The organism is Pseudomonas sp. 20-5, from assembly GCF_056782835.1.
Map to the genome: position 1 here is coordinate 5,039,732 of NZ_CM165584.1, position 20,216 is coordinate 5,059,947.

The 20,216-nt window shown below is 67.4% G+C and carries 14 protein-coding genes; 5 read left to right on the forward strand and 9 right to left on the reverse strand.

The annotated features are described in order from the left end of the window. Window positions 1-49: 49 nt before the first annotated feature. The 6 genes from AC1RB9_RS23290 to mreB form a co-directional block, all read right to left on the reverse strand. Window positions 50-3,880 carry a YhdP family protein gene (locus AC1RB9_RS23290; RefSeq protein WP_003455545.1) on the reverse strand — a complete coding sequence of 1,277 codons (3,831 nt, stop codon included), beginning with the start codon at window positions 3,878-3,880 and terminating at the stop codon, window positions 50-52. A gap of 14 nt (window positions 3,881-3,894) precedes the next feature. Continuing rightward, window positions 3,895-5,352 carry a ribonuclease G gene (gene rng / locus AC1RB9_RS23295; RefSeq protein WP_003094386.1) on the reverse strand — a complete coding sequence of 486 codons (1,458 nt, stop codon included), beginning with the start codon at window positions 5,350-5,352 and terminating at the stop codon, window positions 3,895-3,897. Between the two features lie 33 nt (window positions 5,353-5,385). Continuing rightward, entirely contained in the window at window positions 5,386-5,991 is a 606-nt protein-coding gene (locus AC1RB9_RS23300; RefSeq protein ID WP_003116221.1) for a Maf family protein, read from the reverse strand. An 88-nt stretch (window positions 5,992-6,079) separates the two neighbouring features. Then, entirely contained in the window at window positions 6,080-6,574 is a 495-nt protein-coding gene (gene mreD, locus AC1RB9_RS23305; RefSeq protein WP_003094389.1) for a rod shape-determining protein MreD, read from the reverse strand. Beyond that, a complete protein-coding gene (gene mreC, locus AC1RB9_RS23310) occupies window positions 6,574-7,614 on the reverse strand; it encodes a rod shape-determining protein MreC (RefSeq protein ID WP_071534955.1) in 1,041 nt (346 codons plus the stop codon). The genes mreD and mreC overlap by 1 nt, the downstream gene beginning before the upstream one ends. 31 nt (window positions 7,615-7,645) lie before the next feature. After that, the gene (gene mreB, locus AC1RB9_RS23315; RefSeq protein ID WP_003094393.1) at window positions 7,646-8,683 is read right to left on the reverse strand and encodes a rod shape-determining protein MreB; all 1,038 of its coding nucleotides are present in this window, start codon (window positions 8,681-8,683) and stop codon (window positions 7,646-7,648) included. Between the two features lie 239 nt (window positions 8,684-8,922). Between mreB and gatC the strand changes: the two genes are divergently transcribed. The 5 genes from gatC to AC1RB9_RS23340 all read left to right on the forward strand — a co-directional run bounded on the left by gatC (window position 8,923) and on the right by AC1RB9_RS23340 (window position 13,087). Further along, window positions 8,923-9,213 (forward strand): Asp-tRNA(Asn)/Glu-tRNA(Gln) amidotransferase subunit GatC, encoded by a 291-nt coding sequence (gene gatC, locus AC1RB9_RS23320; protein WP_003106543.1) that lies wholly within the window; start codon window positions 8,923-8,925, stop codon window positions 9,211-9,213. 12 nt (window positions 9,214-9,225) lie between these two features. Continuing rightward, entirely contained in the window at window positions 9,226-10,680 is a 1,455-nt protein-coding gene (gene gatA / locus AC1RB9_RS23325; protein ID WP_003112871.1) for an Asp-tRNA(Asn)/Glu-tRNA(Gln) amidotransferase subunit GatA, read from the forward strand. A 91-nt stretch (window positions 10,681-10,771) separates the two neighbouring features. Further along, complete coding sequence (gene gatB / locus AC1RB9_RS23330; RefSeq protein ID WP_223699689.1) at window positions 10,772-12,232, forward strand: Asp-tRNA(Asn)/Glu-tRNA(Gln) amidotransferase subunit GatB; 1,461 nt, start codon at window positions 10,772-10,774, stop codon at window positions 12,230-12,232. Between the two features lie 59 nt (window positions 12,233-12,291). Next, window positions 12,292-12,669 (forward strand): septal ring lytic transglycosylase RlpA family protein, encoded by a 378-nt coding sequence (locus tag AC1RB9_RS23335; protein ID WP_003455627.1) that lies wholly within the window; start codon window positions 12,292-12,294, stop codon window positions 12,667-12,669. Window positions 12,670-12,700: 31 nt separating this feature from the next. Next, window positions 12,701-13,087 carry a carboxymuconolactone decarboxylase family protein gene (locus AC1RB9_RS23340; RefSeq protein ID WP_003094405.1) on the forward strand — a complete coding sequence of 129 codons (387 nt, stop codon included), beginning with the start codon at window positions 12,701-12,703 and terminating at the stop codon, window positions 13,085-13,087. A 124-nt stretch (window positions 13,088-13,211) separates the two neighbouring features. Here AC1RB9_RS23340 and AC1RB9_RS23345 read toward each other — a convergent pair whose 3' ends face one another. From AC1RB9_RS23345 to magD, 3 genes are read right to left on the reverse strand one after another with little or no spacing between them, the layout of a single operon-like run. Beyond that, a complete protein-coding gene (locus AC1RB9_RS23345; RefSeq protein WP_003112868.1) occupies window positions 13,212-14,003 on the reverse strand; it encodes a YfaP family protein in 792 nt (263 codons plus the stop codon). A gap of 4 nt (window positions 14,004-14,007) precedes the next feature. Further along, window positions 14,008-15,657, reverse strand: coding sequence for a YfaQ family protein (locus AC1RB9_RS23350; RefSeq protein WP_003455629.1), 1,650 nt, complete (start codon window positions 15,655-15,657; stop codon window positions 14,008-14,010). Next, on the reverse strand, window positions 15,654-20,204 hold the full coding sequence (magD, locus tag AC1RB9_RS23355; RefSeq protein WP_003120930.1) for an alpha-2-macroglobulin MagD: 4,551 nt from the start codon (window positions 20,202-20,204) through the stop codon (window positions 15,654-15,656). Before magD ends, AC1RB9_RS23350 begins: the two co-directional genes overlap by 4 nt. Window positions 20,205-20,216: the final 12 nt, after the last annotated feature.

Below are 20,216 nucleotides of genomic sequence, written 5' to 3' on the forward strand. Positions count from 1 at the left end.
GGTTTCCTCCTTGCGGACGAAAGCGCCGCGTCGCGGCACCGGGCGCCGCTCAGCGGGGCTTCTCGAATGGCTTGTCGAAGCTGATCTTCGGATCCTGCCAGGGGCCCTTGACGCTGTATTGCACGCTGGCGAAGCGCGAGACCCGGTCGCCGAGCAACTTGTCGACGACGAAGACCGCGCCGCCGACCGCCGGACCGCCGACTATCAGTGCCGCCAGGGTCAGGTTGTTGGTCAATGGCAAGGTCACCAGCAGCTTGGCGTCGATCCGATCGTGAGCCAGGTCCAGGGTACCGTTCAACTCCAGGTTGCTCGACGGTCCTTCCAGCTTCAGCGGCTCGCGGGTGACGTAGACGCCGTCGGTGGCGGAGAGAACCCCCTTCACCCGGTCATAGCTCAGTCCCTTGCCGAGGATGTCCGAGAAATCCAGGCGCAGCCGGCGGTTGATCGCGTTGAAATTGAGCAGGCCAAACACTCGCAGCGCCTGGGCGCTGCCTTCGACCTCGACGAACTGCCCCTTGCGCAGCGATGCATCCATGCTGCCGCTGAAGCGCTTCAGGGCCATGTAGGCCGGCGATCCCGGCCACTGGCCGTTGATATCCATGCGGAAACGTTCGCTGGTGGCACTCGGCGCGAAATTCCAGGCCTTGAGCACATCCGCCAGGTTCTTGCCCTCGATCCGGCCCTGATAGGTGCTGCGGGTATTGCCCGGACTGCCGTCCCAACGCAGGCTGCCGTTGACGTGCAGGCCACGCAGGTCGAGGTCCAGGTCGTTGAACGCCACGCCGTTGCTGCCCGGCCGTACCTTCAGGCTCCAGGCGCCCAGCGGCTGGCCGCCGAGGGCGACCTGGCCGATCTTCACGTCTACCGCCGGCAGGCTGCGCGGATCGACGGCGGCCAGCGGGTCCGAGTCCTCCACCTTGTTCTCGTCGGGAAGGGTCGACTTCGGTAGGTTCAGGCGGTCCAGATCGACCACGATCGGCGCGCCCCTGGCATCCGGCAGGACCAGGCGCCCCGATGCGAGGTCGCTGACCAGCACCAGTTGCCAGGCCCGCTCCTGGCGGGCCAGGTCGACGGTCAGGTTCTTCAGCTCCTGGCCGAAGCCCTTGAAGCTGTCGATGCGCAGGTCGGCGCCGCGCAGCAGGCCCGCAGCGCTACTGGCGGCCTGGTCGCCGTTGCCGTAGCGCTTCAGGGTGGCCTGCCAGGCGTCCCAGTCCAGTTCCGCCAGACGCCCGCGCACCCGCAGCCCCTGTGCCGAGGGCAGCAACGCCGGGTCACCGCCCAGGCGCAGGGCGCCGCGTCCGTTCAGCGGCTTGTCCGCCGGGGCCGCATAGGCCAAGCTGGCGAGGCCGTCGTAACGCGCCCAGTAACGCCGTTCGGCGCCATCCAGGGTCATCCGCCATTGGGTCGGCCGCGCCTGGGCGGCCGTCTTGCCGAACGGCGCCGGCAGGTCGACGACGGCGCCCTTGAGATCCGAATTGATCTGCAACTGGCTGTCCTTGCCATCCAGCAGCAGGTTGAGCTGGAACGGCAGGCGTCCCGAGACCGGCAACGGACGCTGGCCAGCGCCGAGCCAGTCGCTCAGCGACTTGACCGCCACCTGGCCGTTGAGCAGCAAGCGCGTGCGCGCATCGCCGCGCCCCTCGGCGACGATCCGCCCGCGTACCTCGCTGCCCAGCACCCGGGCCTGCACCGCCGGGGCGCTCAGGCCCTTGGCCAGGTCGAAACGGAAGTCGCCCTTCACTTCGCTCATATCCAGCTTCGGACTGGGCATCTTCAGGGTCGCGCCCACGGTGGAGAAATCCACGACCACCCCGGTCTTGCCGGCCTCGTCGTGGTCCAGCGGAATATCCAGCGTCAGGTGGCCCTGCAAGGGCCCATCGCCCTCCCAGCCGGCGAAGATCTTGCGGGTCGGGATCGGCGCTTCCTGGAGCAGCTTGATGCCGTCCTTCAGGTTACTGTCGACGGCCCCATCCACATACAGGTGCGGCGTCTGTCCCGGACGGCCGAGGGGAATGTCGACCTTGACGTCGCTGACCCGGGAATTCAGCAGATTCCCGCTGGAGGCCAGCACGCGGACTCCGGAATCCTCGACGAACACCTCGCCGACCGTTTTGCTCAAGGCGGGCCAGCCGGGCTGGTAGGCCAGCTCGCCGTCGCGGACCTTGAAGTAGAGGTTCATGACGTGGGCTTCGGCCGCCGCGCCGCGGTTCAGCGAGCCCTGCCACTGGAAGTAGCCCTGCTCGACATGGCCACTGCGGATCGCCGTCTTCAACCAGTTCGCCAGGCTTTTGTTCATTCCCGGCAACTGGGTCGGCAGGTACTTGGCGGTGAAGCGCGCGTCGCCGTCGCTGAGGCCGACCTGCAGGTCCATGTAGTCTTCAGCGCCGGGATCGCGCATCAGGCGGATCAGCATGTCGCCGGCCAGGCGGCCCTCCTCGCCCTCGACCCGCATCAGGTGGCTGCCGAGGGTGAAGGCGCGGTCGTCCAGGCTCCAGAACATCCGCGTGCGGGCCTCGCGGTAGCGCCACGGCTCGGGAAACACCTTGGCCAGGTGCAGCATGAAATCCTGCGCCGATGCGTCGAGCTGGCCTCCAGCCAGGGTGCCGGTCAAGGTGCCGCTGACATTTTCCACTGCCGGAACCTCATGGAACGCCGAGATACCGACCTTTTCCAGGTTGGTTGCGTAGCTGACCCGCTCGGGCACCTCTCGCTGCGGCCAGAAATCGGCGTTCAGGTTGTGCAGGATGCCCTTCGGCTTCAGGCCCGCCACCCACTCCGCCGCCGCGTCCGGCAGCGGCGCCAGCGCTTCTATCGCCGGCACCAGGGGCGTCAGGTCGACGCGGTCGGCCTGCAGCTTCCAGTGTGGCTCGTTGTTCTGCTGGTCGCGACGCAACAGCAACTCCACCTCGCCCCAGCGCTGCTCGCCGAAATTCGCCGCCAGGTCGCCGACCCGAACCTTCCAGCCCTGCGCTTCGCGATCGAAGAACAGGTTCATGCCCAGGTCGTTGATTTCCACCGGCTTGCGCGCGGCATACGACGCCTTCAACTGCGGCGCCAGCAGCCGTGCCACCAGCCGTTGCGCCTTGCCGTCGCGCCAGTCGAACCAGAAGTCGCCGCCGGCCTTGGCCCGGACGATCGTCCATTCCTGGGTCAGACCGGCCGGCAACCATTGCGCCCAGTCGCTCTGCGGCAGGCTGAGATAGAACCTGGCGCTGCTGCGCGGCCAGTCCTCACTGTCGATCCGCCCTTCGGCGTGCAGCGCCAGGGGTTGGCCATCCGGCAGTTGTAGGCGGGCATCGAGACTCTGCCCACCAACCGATGAACTGCGCAGGGTCGCGCCGACCGCGCTGAGCGACAACGCTGCGCTTCCCCGCGGCGCCACCTCCAGTTGACTGTCCAGCAGCGAGATGCGTTGGGTCTGCAGCAGGAATTGCAGGAGTTTCCGGGGATCGCTGGGCTTGTCACTGTGCGGCAGGCCATCCAGGCTCCACTGGCCATCCTCGCCTTCGCGCAGGGTCAGCTTGAGTCCCTCCAGCTCCAGGCTGCCGATCCGCACCTGGCGCGCCAGCAGGCTGCCGAGCAGGTCTGGCGCCAGCCGCACCCGCGCCAGGCGCAGACTCTGTTCGCCGTCGCCGACCTGGATGTCGCGCGCCACCACCAGAGGCTCGAAGCCGCGCCAGGAGCCCGTCAGCTCGGCAATCCGCACCGGTATGCCGAGTTGCTTGCCAGCTTCGTCCTCCAGCTGCTGGCGGTATTCGGCCACCAGCGGCACCAGTTGCCGGCCAAGGCTGACGTACAGCGCCAGCAGCACCAGTACCAGGGCGCACAGACCCAGGACGATCCGTAGCAGTCGCGTTCCGAGGCTTCCCACATCCGCCATTTCAGCCATACGCCTCAGAGCAGGACCACGTCATATTGCTCCTGCGAGTACATCGCCTCGACCTGGAACTTGATGGTGCGGCCGATGAACGCCTCGAGATCGGCGACGTTACCCGACTCCTCGTCGAGCAGCCGGTCCACCACCTTCTGGTTGGCCAGCACCAGGTAGGAGTCGGCCTGGTAGGCACGCGCCTCGCGGAGAATCTCGCGGAAAATCTCGTAGCAGGTGGTTTCCGCAGTCTTCAGCATGCCGCGTCCCTGGCAGCAGGGGCACGGCTCGCAGAGGATCTGCACCAGGCTTTCGCGGGTGCGCTTGCGGGTCATCTGCACCAGGCCCAACTCGGTGATGCCGATGATGTTGGTCTTCGCGTGGTCGCGCTCCAGTTGCTTCTCCAGGGTGCGCAGGACCTGCCGGCGATGCTCCTCGTCCTCCATGTCGATGAAGTCGATGATGATGATCCCGCCCAGGTTGCGCAGGCGCAGCTGGCGGGCGATCGCGGTGGCCGCCTCGAGGTTGGTCTTGAAGATGGTTTCCTCGAGGTTGCGATGGCCGACGAAGGCGCCGGTGTTCACGTCGATGGTGGTCATCGCCTCGGTCGGATCGACGATCAGGTAGCCGCCGGACTTCAGCAGTACCTTGCGCTCCAGGGCTTTCTGGATTTCGTCCTCGACGCCGTAGAGATCGAAGATCGGTCGCTCGCCCGGGTAGTGTTCGAGGCGATCGGAAATCTCCGGCATCAATTCTTCGACGAAGGAAGTGATCTTCTGGAAGTTCTCTCGCGAGTCGATGCGGATCTTCTCGATACGCGGGTTCACCAGGTCGCGCAGGGTACGGATCGCCAGGGACAGGTCTTCGTAAATCACCGAAGGCGCGCCGACGGTCTGGATCTGCGCGGCGATCTGGTCCCATAGCCGGCGAAGGTAGCGGATGTCGGCGAGAATCTCGTCCTCGCCCGCACCTTCCGCAGCGGTGCGCAGAATGAAGCCGCCCTGCCCCTCGATGCCTTCCGCCGCCACGCAGTCGGCCACCACCTTCTTCAGGCGCTCGCGCTCGACTTCGTCCTCGATCCGCAGGGATATCCCGACATGGCTGGTGCGCGGCATGTACACCAGATAGCGCGAAGGAATCGACAGGTGGGTGGTCAGCCGTGCGCCCTTGGTGCCGATCGGATCCTTGGTCACCTGCACCACCAGCGCCTGCCCCTCATGGACCAGGGCACTGATGCTTTCCACGGCACTGCCTTCGCGATTGGATATCTCGGCGGCATGGATGAACGCCGCACGTTCCAGGCCGATGTCGACGAACGCCGCCTGCATCCCCGGCAGTACCCGTACCACCCGCCCCTTGTAGATATTGCCGACGATGCCGCGCCGCTGGGTGCGTTCGACATGCACTTCCTGCAGGACGCCGTTTTCCACCACCGCCACGCGCGACTCCATCGGCGTGATATTGATCAGGATCTCTTCGCTCATGCGTCCACTGTCCTTATTTCGGCGCGTTAGGCGTTACGGCGGGTTGCCACCCACGGGCTGCCAGCAAGGGATGCCGAATTCCCTCAACAGTTCCGCAGTTTCACACAAAGGCAGCCCGACCACCGCACTGTAACTGCCTTCGATGCGGCTGACGAATATCGCTCCGAGGCCCTGGATCGCATATCCGCCCGCCTTGTCCGCCGGCTCGCCGCTCTGCCAGTAGCGCAGCGCTTCTTCCGGGGCGACCTGGCGGAAGCGCACCCGGCACTCCACTACCCGCGCCTCGACGCCGCCAGCGGCGGCCAGGGCCACGGCGGTGAGAACCTGGTGTTCGCGCCCGGACAGCGCAGCCAGCATGGCCAGCCCCTCGGCCTGGTCCACGGGCTTGCCGAGAATTCGCCCGTCGATCACCACCGAGGTATCCGCGCCCAGGACATAACCGTCCTCGCCGCGCCCTTCCAGCATAGCCAGCCCGGCGGCCGCCTTGCCGCGCGCCAGGCGCTCGACGTAGGCGGCGGGCGCTTCGTTCGGCAAGGGGGACTCGTCGATAGCGGTGGCGAGCACGGACAGCGGAACGCCGATCTGGGTCAGCAGTTCACGGCGACGGGGCGAGGCGGAGGCGAGATACAGCGACGGCATGGAGGCTCCCGGGAAACGCGTCGGGCGATGCGCCGATCACCCGTTTCGAAGAATGACGTATCCGCCGCAGCATAGCTGCGAAGCGGACCTACCTCACGTTGAGACGCAGACGGACGAACTGCAGCAGGGCGTACACCCAGGGCCAGAGCAGCGCGCTGACCAGGGCCGGAAGCAGGAAGGTCAGGGTCGGCGGGCGATTGCCGGTCAGGGCGTTGAGCCAGAGCTGGAGCAGCTGCGCCAGGCCGTAGACCACCACCAGCACCAGGCACTGCTGCCAGGCCGGGAACATGCGCAGGCGCTGGTGCAGGGACAGCACGAGGAAGGTGATCAGGCCGAGGATCAGCGCGTTCTGCCCGAGCAGGTTGCCGTAGAGCACATCCTGGGCCAGGCCGAGCAGCCAGGCGGTGACCATCCCGACGCGCTCGGGCAGCAGCAACACCCAGTAGGTCAGCAGCATCGCCAGCCACAGCGGGCGGCCGATCTCGGTGAAGGTAGGCATCGGCGCTACGGCCAGCACCAGCCCGACCAGCAGGCTCAGCCAGATCACCCAGACATTGTTCGAACCCTGGGTCGCGCGAGCCATCAGCGGCGCCCCCCGTTGGCCGCCGGAGCGGCAGGCTGCGTGGGAGCTGCCGCGGGCGCGGCGGCGGGCTGCTGCGCAGCGCCCTGGGCTGCCGGGGTGGCCGGCGACGGCGCGGCGGCCGGTTGCGCGGCAGGCTGGGGCGCCTGGGCGCCGGCGGCGGCTTTCTTGTCCGCCTCTTCCTGGGCCTCGGCGGCGTCGTTGGCGCGCTGTTCCGGGGTGCGGCTGTCGCTGAACACCAGCAGCACGTAGCGGCTACGGTTCATCTTCGCGGTCGGCACCGCGCGCACCACGGCGAACGGCTGGCCGGAATCGTGGATCACTTCCTTGACCGTGGCCACCGGATAGCCGGCGGGGAAGCGTTGCCCCAGGCCGGAGCTGACCAGTAGGTCGCCTTCCTTGATGTCGGCGGTGTCGGCGACGTAGCGCAATTCCAGGCGCTCGGGATTGCCGGTGCCGACGGCGATGGCGCGCAGGCCGTTGCGATTGACCTGCACCGGGATACTGTGGGTGGTGTCGGTGAGCAGCAGGACCCGCGCGGTATAGGGCATCACCTCGACCACCTGGCCCATCAGGCCGCTGGCATCGAGCACCGGCTGGCCGACGAAGACGCCGTCGTTCTCGCCCTTGTCGATCATGATGCGTTGGGTGAAGGGGTTCGGATCGACGCCGATCAGCTCGCTGACCAGTACCTTGTCGTCGACCAGCGCGGCGGAATTGAGCAGCTCGCGCAGGCGCACGTTCTGCTCGGTGAGCGCGGCGAGTTTCTGCACCCGGCGCTGCATCAGCAGGGACTCGGCCTTGAGGCGTTCGTTCTCGGCGATCAGCTCGCTACGGCTGCTGAACTGGTCGCGCACGCCTTCCCAGGCGCGCACCGGCATTTCCGCCAGGCCGTAGAAAGGCGTGAGCACCATCCCCAGCTTGCTACGGACGGGCTCCAGATAGTCGAACCGGGCGTCCACCACCATCAGGCTGACCGACAGCACGGCCAGCACCAACAGGCGAACGCCCAGCGACGGGCCTTTGGAGAATAGCGGTTTGATGATCCGCTCCTAGGCGACGATGCTCGCCACCTTACTCGGTGGAGAGCAGGTCCATGGAGTGGCGGTCCATCATCTCCAGCGCACGGCCACCGCCGCGAGCCACGCAGGTCAGCGGCTCCTCGGCGACGATCACCGGCAGGCCGGTTTCCTGTGCCAGCAGCTTGTCCAGGTCGCGCAGCAGCGCGCCACCGCCGGTCAACACCAGGCCGCGCTCGGCGATATCCGAGGCCAGCTCCGGCGGCGATTGCTCGAGGGCGCTCTTGACCGCCTGGACGATGGTCGCCAGGGACTCCTGCAGGGCCTCGAGGACCTCGTTGGAGTTCAGGGTGAAGCTGCGCGGTACGCCTTCGGCCAGGTTGCGGCCGCGGACGTCGACTTCGCGAACGTCGCCGCCCGGGAAGGCGGTGCCGATCTCCTGCTTGATGCGCTCGGCGGTGGATTCGCCGATCAGGCTGCCGTAGTTGCGGCGCACGTAGGTGACGATGGCTTCGTCGAAGCGGTCGCCGCCGACGCGGACGGATTCGGCGTAGACAACACCGTTGAGGGAAATCAGGGCGATCTCGGTAGTGCCGCCGCCGATGTCTACGACCATCGAGCCGCGGGCCTCCTCGACCGGCAGGCCGGCGCCGATGGCGGCAGCCATCGGCTCTTCGATCAGGAACACCTCGCGGGCGCCGGCGCCCAGGGCGGATTCGCGGATGGCCCGGCGCTCAACCTGGGTGGACTTGCACGGCACGCAGATCAGCACGCGTGGGCTGGGCTGCAGGAAGCTGTTCTCGTGGACCTTGTTGATGAAGTACTGCAGCATCTTCTCGCAGACGCTGAAATCCGCGATCACGCCGTCTTTCATCGGACGGATGGCGGCGATGTTGCCCGGGGTACGGCCGAGCATGCGCTTGGCCTCGGTGCCCACGGCGACGACGCTCTTCTGGCTGCCATGGCTGCGAATGGCGACCACGGACGGTTCGTTCAGGACGATGCCGCGCTCGCGCACATAAATAAGGGTATTGGCAGTACCCAGGTCGATCGACAGATCGCTGGAAAACATGCCACGCAATTTTTTGAACATGGGAAAGAAACCCTAGGCGAAGCGTGGGTGAAAAATACGCGGGTAAAAAAGTGCGGCAAACTCTAACAACGACGGGGATTTTGGGCAAGGCGGGCAATATGCTAAATTGCAGGCTTTTCCCGGCCCCACAAGGCCCGTCCAGGCGGAATTAGACCGCCGACCGCGGCATCCGTTCCCTGCCTTATATAACGCATGGCGCCCCGCCGCCCTTCCAAGGCCGCTTTTGCTGGAGACTCCCGATGGCGCTTGAACGCTCCGACGTGGAAAAAATCGCCCATCTCGCCCGCCTGGGCCTGAGCGAGGCCGATCTTCCGCGCACCACCGAGACCCTGAACAACATCCTCGGCCTGATCGACCAGATGCAGGCGGTCGACACCAGCGGCGTCGAACCGCTCGCCCATCCGCTGGAAGCCACCCAGCGCCTGCGCCCGGACGCGGTCACCGAGACCGATCACCGCGACGCCTACCAGACCATCGCCCCCGCCGTGGAAGAAGGTCTGTACCTGGTTCCGAAAGTCATCGAGTCATAAGGACGCGGACACATGCTGCATCAATTGACCCTCGCCGAGATCGCCCGCGCCCTCGCCGACAAGCAATTTTCCGCCGAAGAGCTGACCCGCACCCTGCTCGGTCGCATCCGGCAGCTGGATCCCCAGCTCAACAGTTTCATCAGCATCACCGACGACCTGGCCATCGCCCAGGCCAAGGCAGCCGACGAACGGCGCGCCAACGGCGAGAACGGCGCCCTGCTCGGCGCGCCGATCGCCCACAAGGACCTGTTCTGCACCCAGGGCGTACGCACCAGCTGCGGTTCGAAGATGCTCGACAACTTCGTCTCGCCCTACGACGCCACCGTGGTCGAGAAGCTCACCGCCGCCGGCGCCGTTACCCTCGGCAAGCTGAACATGGATGAATTCGCCATGGGCTCGTCGAACCAGTCCAGCCACTACGGCGCGGTGAAGAACCCCTGGAGCCTCGACCGCGTGCCGGGCGGCTCCTCCGGCGGTTCCGCCGCGGCAGTCGCCGCGCGCCTGCTGCCGGCCGCCACCGGCACCGATACTGGCGGCTCGATCCGCCAACCGGCGGCGCTGACCAACCTCACCGGGATCAAGCCAACCTACGGCCGGGTTTCCCGCTGGGGCATGATCGCCTACGCCTCCAGCCTCGACCAGGGCGGCCCGCTGGCGCGCACCGCCGAGGACTGCGCGCTGATGCTGGGGGTGATGGCCGGATTCGACCCGAAGGACTCGACCAGCGTCGAACAGCCGGTGGACGACTACCTGGCCGCCCTGCAGAAGCCGCTTAGCGGCCTGCGCATCGGCCTGCCGCGGGAATACTTCGGCGCCGGCCTCGACAGCCGCATCGCCGACGCGGTGCTGGCCGTGGTCGAGGAGCTGAAGACGCTCGGCGCCACGGTGAAGGACATTTCCCTGCCGAACATGCAGCACGCCATCCCGGCCTACTACGTGATCGCGCCGGCCGAGGCGTCCTCCAACCTGTCGCGCTTCGACGGCGTGCGCTATGGCTATCGTTGCGACGCCCCGCAGAACCTGGAAGACCTGTACAAGCGCTCGCGCGCGGAAGGCTTCGGCAGCGAAGTGAAGAACCGCATCATGGTCGGCACCTACGCACTGTCGGCCGGCTACTACGATGCCTATTACCTGCAGGCTCAGAAGATTCGCCGGCTGATCAAGAACGACTTCGTCAGCGCCTTTGCCGAAGTGGACGTGATCCTCGGCCCGACCACGCCGAACCCGGCCTGGAAGATCGGCGAGAAGAACGACGACCCGGTTTCCCAGTACCTGGAAGACATCTACACCATCACCGCCAACCTCGCCGGCCTGCCGGGGCTGTCCATGCCCGCCGGCTTCGTCGACGGCCTGCCGGTGGGTGTCCAGTTGCTCGCGCCCTACTTCCAGGAAGGCCGCCTGCTCAACGTCGCGCACCAGTACCAGCAGGTCAGCGACTGGCACACCCGCACCCCGGCCGGCTTCTAAGCCATGGCAACGCCACGCAGTCCCCTCCCCTCTCCCGGCGCGGAGAGGGCGACCCGCAGGGTCGGCAGCGGGACTGCGCAGGCACAGAAGGATTGAGGAACACCACATGCAATGGGAAACCGTGATCGGGCTGGAAATCCACGCACAGCTCGCCACCCAATCGAAGATCTTCTCCGGCAGCTCGACCGCCTTCGGCGCCGCGCCGAATACCCAAGCCAGCCTGGTCGACCTGGCCATGCCGGGCACCCTGCCGGTGCTCAACGAGGAGGCCGTACGCATGGCCTGCCTGTTCGGCCTGGCGATCGACGCACGGATCGACCGGCAGAACGTGTTCGCCCGCAAGAACTACTTCTACCCCGACCTGCCGAAGGGCTACCAGACCAGCCAGATGGACCATCCCATCGTCGGCAAGGGCCATCTCGACATCACCCTGGAAGACGGCACCACCAAGCGCATCGGCATCACCCGCGCGCACCTGGAGGAGGACGCCGGCAAGAGCCTGCACGAAGACTTCCAGGGCATGAGCGGCATCGACCTGAACCGCGCCGGCACGCCGTTGCTGGAGATCGTTTCCGAGCCGGACATCCGCAGCGCCAAGGAAGCCGTGGCCTACGTCAAGGCGATCCACGCCCTGGTGCGCTACCTGGGCATCTGCGACGGCAACATGGCCGAGGGCTCGCTGCGCTGCGACTGCAACGTCTCGGTACGACCGAAGGGCCAGGCCGAATTCGGCACCCGCGCCGAGATCAAGAACGTCAACTCCTTCCGCTTCATCGAGAAGGCGATCAACCACGAGATCCAGCGCCAGATCGAGCTGATCGAGGACGGCGGCAAGGTAGTCCAGGAAACCCGCCTGTACGACCCGAACAAGGACGAGACCCGCTCCATGCGCGGCAAGGAAGAAGCCAACGACTACCGTTACTTCCCCTGTCCCGACCTGCTGCCGGTGGTCATCGAGCCCGAGTACCTGGCGAAGCTGCGCGAGCAACTGCCGGAACTGCCGGTGCAGAAGCGCGAACGCTTCGAGAGCCAGTACGGCCTGTCCGCCTACGATGCCAGCGTGCTGTCCGCCAGCCGCGAGATGGCCGACTACTTCGAGAAGGTCCAGGGCATCTGCGGCGACGCCAAGCTGGCGGCCAACTGGGTGATGGTCGAGCTGGGCAGCCTGCTCAACAAGGACGGCCTGGAGATCGAGCAGTCCCCGGTGTCCGCCGAGCAACTGGGCGGCATGATCCTGCGCATCAAGGACAACACCATCTCCGGCAAGCTCGCCAAGATGGTCTTCGAAGCCATGGCCAACGGCGAGGGTTCCGCCGACCAGATCATCGAGGCCAAGGGCCTGAAGCAGGTCACCGACAGTGGCGCCATCGAGAAGATGCTCGACGAGGTGCTGGCGGCCAACGCCGAGCAGGTCGAGCAGTACCGCGCCGCCGACGAGGCCAAGCGCGGCAAGATGTTCGGCTTCTTCGTCGGCCAGGCGATGAAGGCCTCGAAAGGCAAGGCCAACCCGCAGCAGGTGAACGAGTTGCTGAAGAAAAAGCTCGAAGCGTGAGTCAAAGCCAGACGCCGGGTTCGCCCGGCGTCTTCTTGTCCGCCAGGAGCCTGTTGTCCATGCCCACCCCATCCGCCGCCGCGCGCCTCGCCCTCGCCGCCCTGCCCCTGTTCCTCGCCGGCTGCTCCAGCCTCGCCGGCAGCGGTTCCGCGGATACCGGCGAAGCCTCCTACTATGGCAGCCGCCACGCAGGCCTGCGTACCGCTAGCGGCGAGCGCTACAACCCCAACGCAATGACCGCTGCCCACCGCACGTTGCCGTTCGGTACCCGCGTGCGGGTAACCAACCTCGACAACCGCCGCAGCGTGGTGGTGCGGATCAACGATCGCGGGCCGTTCCGCCGCGGGCGGATCATCGATGTATCGCGCAAGGCCGCCGAAGGCCTGGGTATGATCCGCAGCGGCGTGGCGCCGGTTCGGATAGAGTCGCTGGATTGAGCCACCTTCTACCCACGACAGGAACCTTCCGATGAGCGAACAAGGCAAGACCGGCCTGGAGATCCGACGTGAAGTCATGGGCGACGCCTTCGTCGAGCGCGCCATGGGCAACGCCACCGCCTTCACCCAGCCATTGCAGGACTTCGTCAACGAGCATGCCTGGGGCTCGGTCTGGGCCCGCGAGGCGCTGCCGCGCAAGACCCGCAGCCTGATCACCCTGGCCGCCCTGACCGCCCTGAAGTGCCCGCAGGAACTCAAGGGGCACGTGCGCGGTGCGCTGAACAACGGCTGCACGGTGGAGGAAATCCGCGAGGCACTGCTGCACTGCGCGGTCTATGCCGGGGTGCCGGCGGCGATCGATGCGTTCCGTGCGGCGCAGGAAGCGATCGATACCTGGCAGGGCGAACAGCCCGCCTGAGCCCAGGAGCCATTCGCAGCGGCATGAGCGCCGCCGTCAGGCCACGGGTTGATAACACCGATGCCTGAGCGACGGCGAATAACGCCAGGGGCGTTATCCGCACTATGGGACCGAGCGCAGCCGCCTACGGATAACTGAAGCGCTTCACCAGCGTCAGCTCGCCAGGCTTGCGCATCGGCACCAGGAAGGTTTCCTGTTTCTCGTTCGGCGTGCCCTCTTCGGTGACCAGGGTGATGCGCGCCGTGGTCAGGTCCTGGGCGGCCTGTTCGGCGCCATCCTCGCTGCTGCCGTAGCCACCGCCGAAGTAGTTGACGTAGACCAGGTAGGGCCCCTTCTGCGGCGTCGGCGTGGCGATGATTTCCGGGCCGTAGCCGGTGGTGACGTCGACATCCAGGGTCGCGCCGTTGGCCAGCGAACGATTGCCATACCAGACATGGTCGCCGTCCGGGGTCACCAGGTGCAGGTCGAGGTCGGTGTTGTCACTGTCCCAGGACAGCAGCACGCGCAGCTTGGCCGGCACTTCCCCGCCGCCGCCACCGTGATAGAACTGGACCCGTCGCGACTGCCCGGCGGCGTTGCGCACCTCGACGCTGTTGCTGCCGGACGGGAAGGCGAACGGGCGGTCGAAGCTGCCATCGGCGTCCACCTTCAGTGGCATGCTCACACCGTTCACCACCAGCGTCGCCGGGCGGTCCTTGGGCTGGCTCTCGATCGCGCCGCGAATGCGCGCGGTGGTCGCCTGGTCGGCGGCGACGTTGACCGAGGACGCCGGGTAGTTCACCACCTGCCGGTAATTGGCGGCGGAACCGTCGCCGGCACGCCAGCCGGAGACCGGCGTATCCAGTTTCACGGGGTTGTCCGCCCAGGCGACGAGGGGAAGGCAACTGAGCAGGGCGGCAAGGGACATTCGGTTCATGGAGTCATTCCAGTAGCAGGCGCCGGGCCAGGCTTTCGATATAGTTTTCGTCCTGGCCGCTGGGATGGGCGCGGAAGGCCAGGTGCAGGTATTCGTGGGTGAGGTCCAGGCGTTCCTGTAGGGAATACAGGCCGCGGACGAAGATGCGTTCGCGCTCGCGATCGACATAGGGCCGCCCGGAAGCCAGGCGGCACACGGAAAAACTCGGAATCTCCTCGTAGCCGGGCTCTCGGTCGAGACGCTCGCGCCACTGCCGGCGCTGCTTGCGCAGCCAGTCTTCGGCAGCCGGCAACGGCTGGCAGGCGGCCACCGGGTTGTCCCAGCGGCTCAGGCTGCTGCGCGGGAAAGCCTGGGCGAGGATGCTGTCGTAGCCCAGTCCCTGCCCGGCTTGCTCCACCGCGTGCTTCCAGGACAGGCGCGCCGGACCAGGCTGGTCGGAGTGATAGTTGACGGTCGCCCCGGCCAGCACCAGGTCGGCGCTCCAGGCAGCGATCCGCCGCGTCGGCGCGCTGGCCGGGCGCGGCGCCACGCGCTGGCGCTGGCTGCTGTCATCGATGGCCAGGCATTCGCCGCGCGGCGCGGCGTTTTGCAATAGATAGGTGCGAATGGTCACCGCCAGCGCGCGAGCGGCTTCCTTCGGCTGCGCCGAGGCTTCGCGCTCCAGCACCCGCGCCACGTACTCTTCGCGCGAAACCCGCGCGACCAGGCGCGGCACGCCATCCACCCGTTGCAGGAAGAGGTCGCCGGCGCTGGCGATGTCCAGTCGATTGCCGTTGGCGAAGAGCACTTGCTGCGGACCATGCAGCAGGCCTTCGGCGGCCGGGTGGCCGGAGGGATCGCTGACCGAGCGCAGCGGATAGCGGCTGAACAGGTTCACTTCCACGCAACGGCCCGGATCGGCCGGCCACGGACTCGGCAGGAAGCGCCCGAGCACCTCGGCGTAGCGGTCCAGAATCATCTTGCTGGTTCCCGGGCCGCCGAGCCAGAGCGGCGTTCCATCGACCAGCCAGCCAGCGAAACCGCCCTGGCGCGCCTGCGGGTCATGGTCGTCGAGCCAGCTCCAGGTCTTCACCCGCAGGCGGCCGCCAAGGCTGGCCACGGCATGGCCGTCGCCGGCCTGCAACGCCACGTCGAGCAGTACCCGCCGCGCCTCGCCCTGGGCCGGCAGTTGCTGCAACTGCTCCAGAAGCTCCTTAACCGGCACCCGCGTCTGCGGTTGCAGCCGTTCCAGATCGAGCAACCAGGCCGGTGCCTGGCGCGCCTGCCAGTAGCCGCGCCAGGCCTCCGGCCGCAAGGCGAGGCGCTGCGGCTCGAAATACAGCCCGCAGGAGCGCACCAGGGCGCGGTCACGACCGATCGTCTGGCCATTCTCGCAGCAGTAGACCTCCTCGCGGCTGCGCCCCTGGCAGGTATAGGGCGGCTCGGCCTGGCCGGTGTCGCTCAGCCAGGCGAAGACGAACAGTTTCCACAGGCTGCCCAGCGGAGCCTGCAAATCGGCCGGCAACGGCCGGCGCTCGAGTACCCGCTGGCGATCCAGGCTCACCAGTTCGTAGCCCTGGGTCGTGCGCCAGGCCAGCTGGACCGGCGCCTCCGCTGCGCGAAGCAGCAACGGCACGGCGCACAGCAGGACCAGCCAGGCGCGCAACGCAATCACTCGACCTTGACCTTGGCCAGCGCCGGCTTGGCTTCCAGGGCCTGCTGTTCCGGCGCGTAGAGACGCAGGTAGCGGGCCGGTGGCAGGTTGAAGCTGCCTTTCTGGGAGAAACGCACCAGGTGACGGAAACGCTGCTCGCCACTCAGGCTGTCCACCGGCACCCCGTAGAACAACTCGCCCGGTTCGTTGCGCGCGCGCTCCAGGGTGGTCGCTTCGTCGCCGGCCAGGCCGCTGATCTTGATGCCCCAGGTGGTGCGCTCGACATCCGCGCCGGGCGGCAGCGGCAGTTCCAGCATGCCGTAGCGTAGAGCGGTGTCTTCCGGAACGTTCAGGGTCACTTCGTCGAGATACAGTTCGTCGCTGGAAAGCGGCTTGTCGCCAACCTCCTCGACCTTGAACTCGAACGCCCCCTCACCGGGCACCAGGCGCAGCAGACGACGGCTGATCTGCACCGGCAGTTGCCCGCTCGGCGCCTGGGCGCTGCGGTAGCTGAGCGCAACCGGCAACGGCCGGGCCGGCGCCTCGTCCAGGTCGACCCAGCTCGGAATGCCGCGGCCGCGCCATTGCCAGTAGGTTTCGCCGCTGGCGCCGCGCTGCGCCTGCCAGTCCTTCGGCGGCTGCGGCAGCTTGCCCTGCGGCGCCTGGGCCAGGGCGCCCTGCAGCCAGGTCAGGGCCAGGGCGCGTTCCAGGGTCGATTGCGCCGGCGCCAGGCGTTGCAGCAGAGCGCTGGCCTGCTGGCCATCCACGGCCGAGCGAGAGGCCAGCAAGGCATCGGTGAACGGCAAGCCGGCCTCACGCAGGCGCTGCGTCGCCGTCTCGGCCTGGGCGGCCAGCGGCGCGGGCACCGCGACCCGCAGTTGCCGTGCCAGGTCCACCGCCAGCACTCGCGCCGCGGCCAGGCCGACGGCCGAGTCCGGGTCGCCCAGCACCAGGCCGTCGTCGGCCTCCAGCGGCTCCGCGCGCGCCTGCCCTTCGCCGGCGTTGGCCAGATCGTTGAGCAGGCCGCCGAGCAGGGTGTTCACCGGCAACTGCATGTCGCGGGCGAAAGCCAGGATCAGCGCACGCTGCAGCAGCGGGGTCTGCGTCGCCTGCTTGGCGTAGGGCTCGAGGATGCGCTGCCAGTGTTCGGCCGGCAGTTGGATCTCCAGTGCGCGGCTGGCGTACCAGTCGGCGTAGTAGGCGTAGGCGGTGAGGAAAGCGTCGCCATCGACGTCGCCACCCCACCAGGCGAACCAGGCGTCCGGGCCGGCCATCTGCACCAGGCGCAGGCGACTGTTCTGCATGATCAGGCGCAGGCGGTCGCGAATCCGCGGCTCGCCGCCGGCCAGCGCCGGATAGGCGATGCTCAGCGGCAGCAGTTGGCTGGCGGTCTGCTCGACGCCGCCGTAGGGATACTCCAGCAGATCATCGAGATTGCCCAGGTAGGCAGCGGCCGGGCCATCGGCCAGGCGCAGGCGTACGTCGCGCGCGTCCGCCGGCAGTTGCAGCGGGTTGCTCGCCGCCGCCAGGCTGAGGTTCTGCACCTGCTCCACCTGCCAGCCGTCGGCCAGCAGGTTGAAGCGCACCGCCAGGCGGTCGCGGACCTGCCCGTCCTGGCGCAGCTCGGCGCTCCAGTCGCCATCGCTGAGCGGCTGTTGCGCCAGCGGAATGTAGTTGACTCCCTTGGCCAGCTCCAGGGTCTGGCTGCGCTGGCTGCCAGGCGGCCCGCTGAGCAGCTCGGCCTTGACCGGCTGTTCGCCCTGGTTGAAGACGAACAGGCCGAGGTCGGGCTGGTCACCCTGGCGGAAGCGAGTCGGCCCGCTCCACTTCAGGTACAGCGGCTTCTCCGAGCGAAGGAACTGCTTCTTCTGGCCGACCTGGCCGTTGTCGTCGATGGCCCGCGCGGTGATCCGCCAGCGGGTCAGCGAGTCGGGCATGCGGAAGCTGAAGCTGGCCTTGCCCTGGGCGTCGGTGACCAGCTCCGGCTGCCAGGCGGCGGTGTCGACGTCCTCGCGGCGCGGCCGCTCCAGTACCTTGACGCCGCGCTCGCTGCGGTTCGCCCGTCCGGGTGCGCTGGTGCTGCCGGGCAACGCCACGTCGTAGCTGATGAAGGCCAGGCTGGCGCTGGTGCGCACGTTGTTGCGCCGCGGATGGTAGAAGAACTGGTCGATGCCGGGGGCGATCTCCGCCTGCAGGGCATAGACCATCTCATCCACCACGCTGACGGTCAGGTGGCTGGAAACCGGTTTGCCGGCGAAGCGCGTGGCCAGGGTCACGGTCACCGTCTCGCCCGGTTCGTAGCGCTCCTTGTCGGTGGCGATGTCGATCTCTACCTGGGGCATGCCGACCTTGATCCCGGCGTTCTGGAAGCTGTAGTCGCCGCCCTTGGTGTAGAGCACCGAGAAGGTCAGGTTCGGCGAGAACTCCTCGCGCACCGGGATCCACACGCGGTACTGGGTCGGATTGAGCTTTTCCAGGCGCAGCCAGTCGGCGCCCTTGGACAGCAGGGCGGTGGCCTCGACCTTGTCGCGCTCCAGGGACAACAGCGCATCCTCCACCGGCTCGGGGAAGGTGATCAGTGCGGAGGCTTCCTCGCCGGTGCGGTACTCGGGCTTGTCGAACACCACCTCGACGGTGCCCGGCACCGACTTCACGCCCTCGCCGCTCACCGAGTGGCCGGTGGCGCCAAGGAGCTGGCCCTTGTCGTCGCGCAGCTCCACGGAATAGGTACCGGGGCGCTCGAAGGTCAGCGCGAAGCGGCCGTCGGCGACCGGACCGCTGTCGGTGGCGCGGTCCTCCAGGCGGATCCACTGGTAGCTGCTCGGCTTGAGCGGGGTCGGCTGTTCGCTGGCATAGCTGAACTCGACCTTCTCGCCGGCGGCGCTGAAGCGCTGCGGCGCGCTCAGGCGGTAGCGCGCGGCGCCGCGCTCGATGAGGATCTCCTTGCTGGTCTTGACCCGGTAGGCGGCGCCGTCGCTGGCGAAGATGGTCAGCATGTAGCGACTGGGTTTCTCGGCCGGCGGCAATTCGATGGCGGCGCGGCCCTTGCCGTCGGTGGTCAGTTCGGTGCTGCTCAGTTCCACCGGGAACTGGCCGAGATACTGCAGTTCGTTGTCCACCATCGACAACTGCTGGGCGCGCAGGCTCAGTTGCAGGCGCGCGTTGGCCACCGGCTTGCCGTCCGGATAGAGCAGGACGATCTCGCCCTTCACCGGCTCGGCGGTCTTGAAGTCCGGCTTGGCCAGGTCGAGGGCGACTTCGAAGTGCGGCTTGATGTATTCGGCGACGCGGAAGGCGCTGCTGTAGGTCTGCCCGCGGTAGTCGAAGCGCAACTCGTAGCCGCCGGCGACGGCGTTCTCCGGCAGTTGGAAGCGGCCATTGGCGCCGCTCTTCGCGTCGAAGCGGAGGTCCAGGCTTTGCAATACCGTGCCGCTGGCGTCGATCACGCTCAGGCGCACCGGCGCGCTGGCGGCGGCCTGGGATTGCCGGGCGTCCTTGAACTCGCGGCCGACCATCTTCAACGAGACCCAGTCGCCTGGCCGGTACAGCGGGCGGTCGGTGAAGGCGTAGATCTTGGTGTCGTAGATCTCGCTGTCGTAATAGAAGTTCTCGGAGACGAAGACCCCGCCCTCGCGGTCCTCGCCGATCACGTAGGAGCGCTCCGGACTGGCGTGCTTGAGCCGCAGCAGGCCGTCGGCGTCGGTATTGCCGCTGCTCATCACGCCCAGGCCGTCGGTCCACAGCACCTTGGTGTCGGGCACCGGGGTGCCTTCGTGCTTGCGTGCGGTCCAGACCAGCAGCTCGTCGCCGGCGACCTTGCTCACCGCCACGCTGTTGGAGACGAACACCACGGTGGTGGCGCGGTACTTGCCGACCAGCGCCTCGACCAGGTACAGGCCCGGCTTCAGCTTGCCCAGCGGGATGTAGACATTGCCCGGCACGACGTTGATGAACTCGCTGGAGGAACCGGCCAGCTTGACGTCCTGCGGCGGCTCGATGGGCTTGGCGTCCCACAGCGGATAGCGGAACTGGCTGACCAGCGGCAGGCCGGGAATCGGCGCGTATTGCGGCTGCGCGTCGTAGGGCGTCGGCGCGGTCATGGCGTTGCCCATCTTCAGCTCGGGCACCGCCTCGGTGACCTGTTGCCGCGACTCGTAGGAGAAGGCGCGCTGCATCACCCGGCGCGACTTGCGATACCAGTTGTCCCAGAGATAGGCCAGGGTGTTCGACAGGCCTTCGCCCTTGAACTGCCCCTCGGCCAGGACCCGGTGCAGGTTCTTCTGCCGCTTGAGGAACTCCAGCGGCTGTTCGATTCGGTACAGGCGCACGTCGACCCCGCCATAGGGCTCCATGCGGTAGCGCCGGTAGTCGCGGCCGGGCGCTTCGAGACGGACCCGCGCTTCCTCGTCGGTGGCGAAGCTGCTGTCGGCGAGCAGGAAGAAGGATTCGCCGGCCATCGGCGTGTAGCCGCTCGGTTCCACCGTGTCTTCCGCCTGGACGGCGGCGAACGGCAGCAGGACCAGGGCGGCGACCGCCAGGCTACGGCTGAAACGGCGCAGGTTGCTCATTGCTGTGGTCTT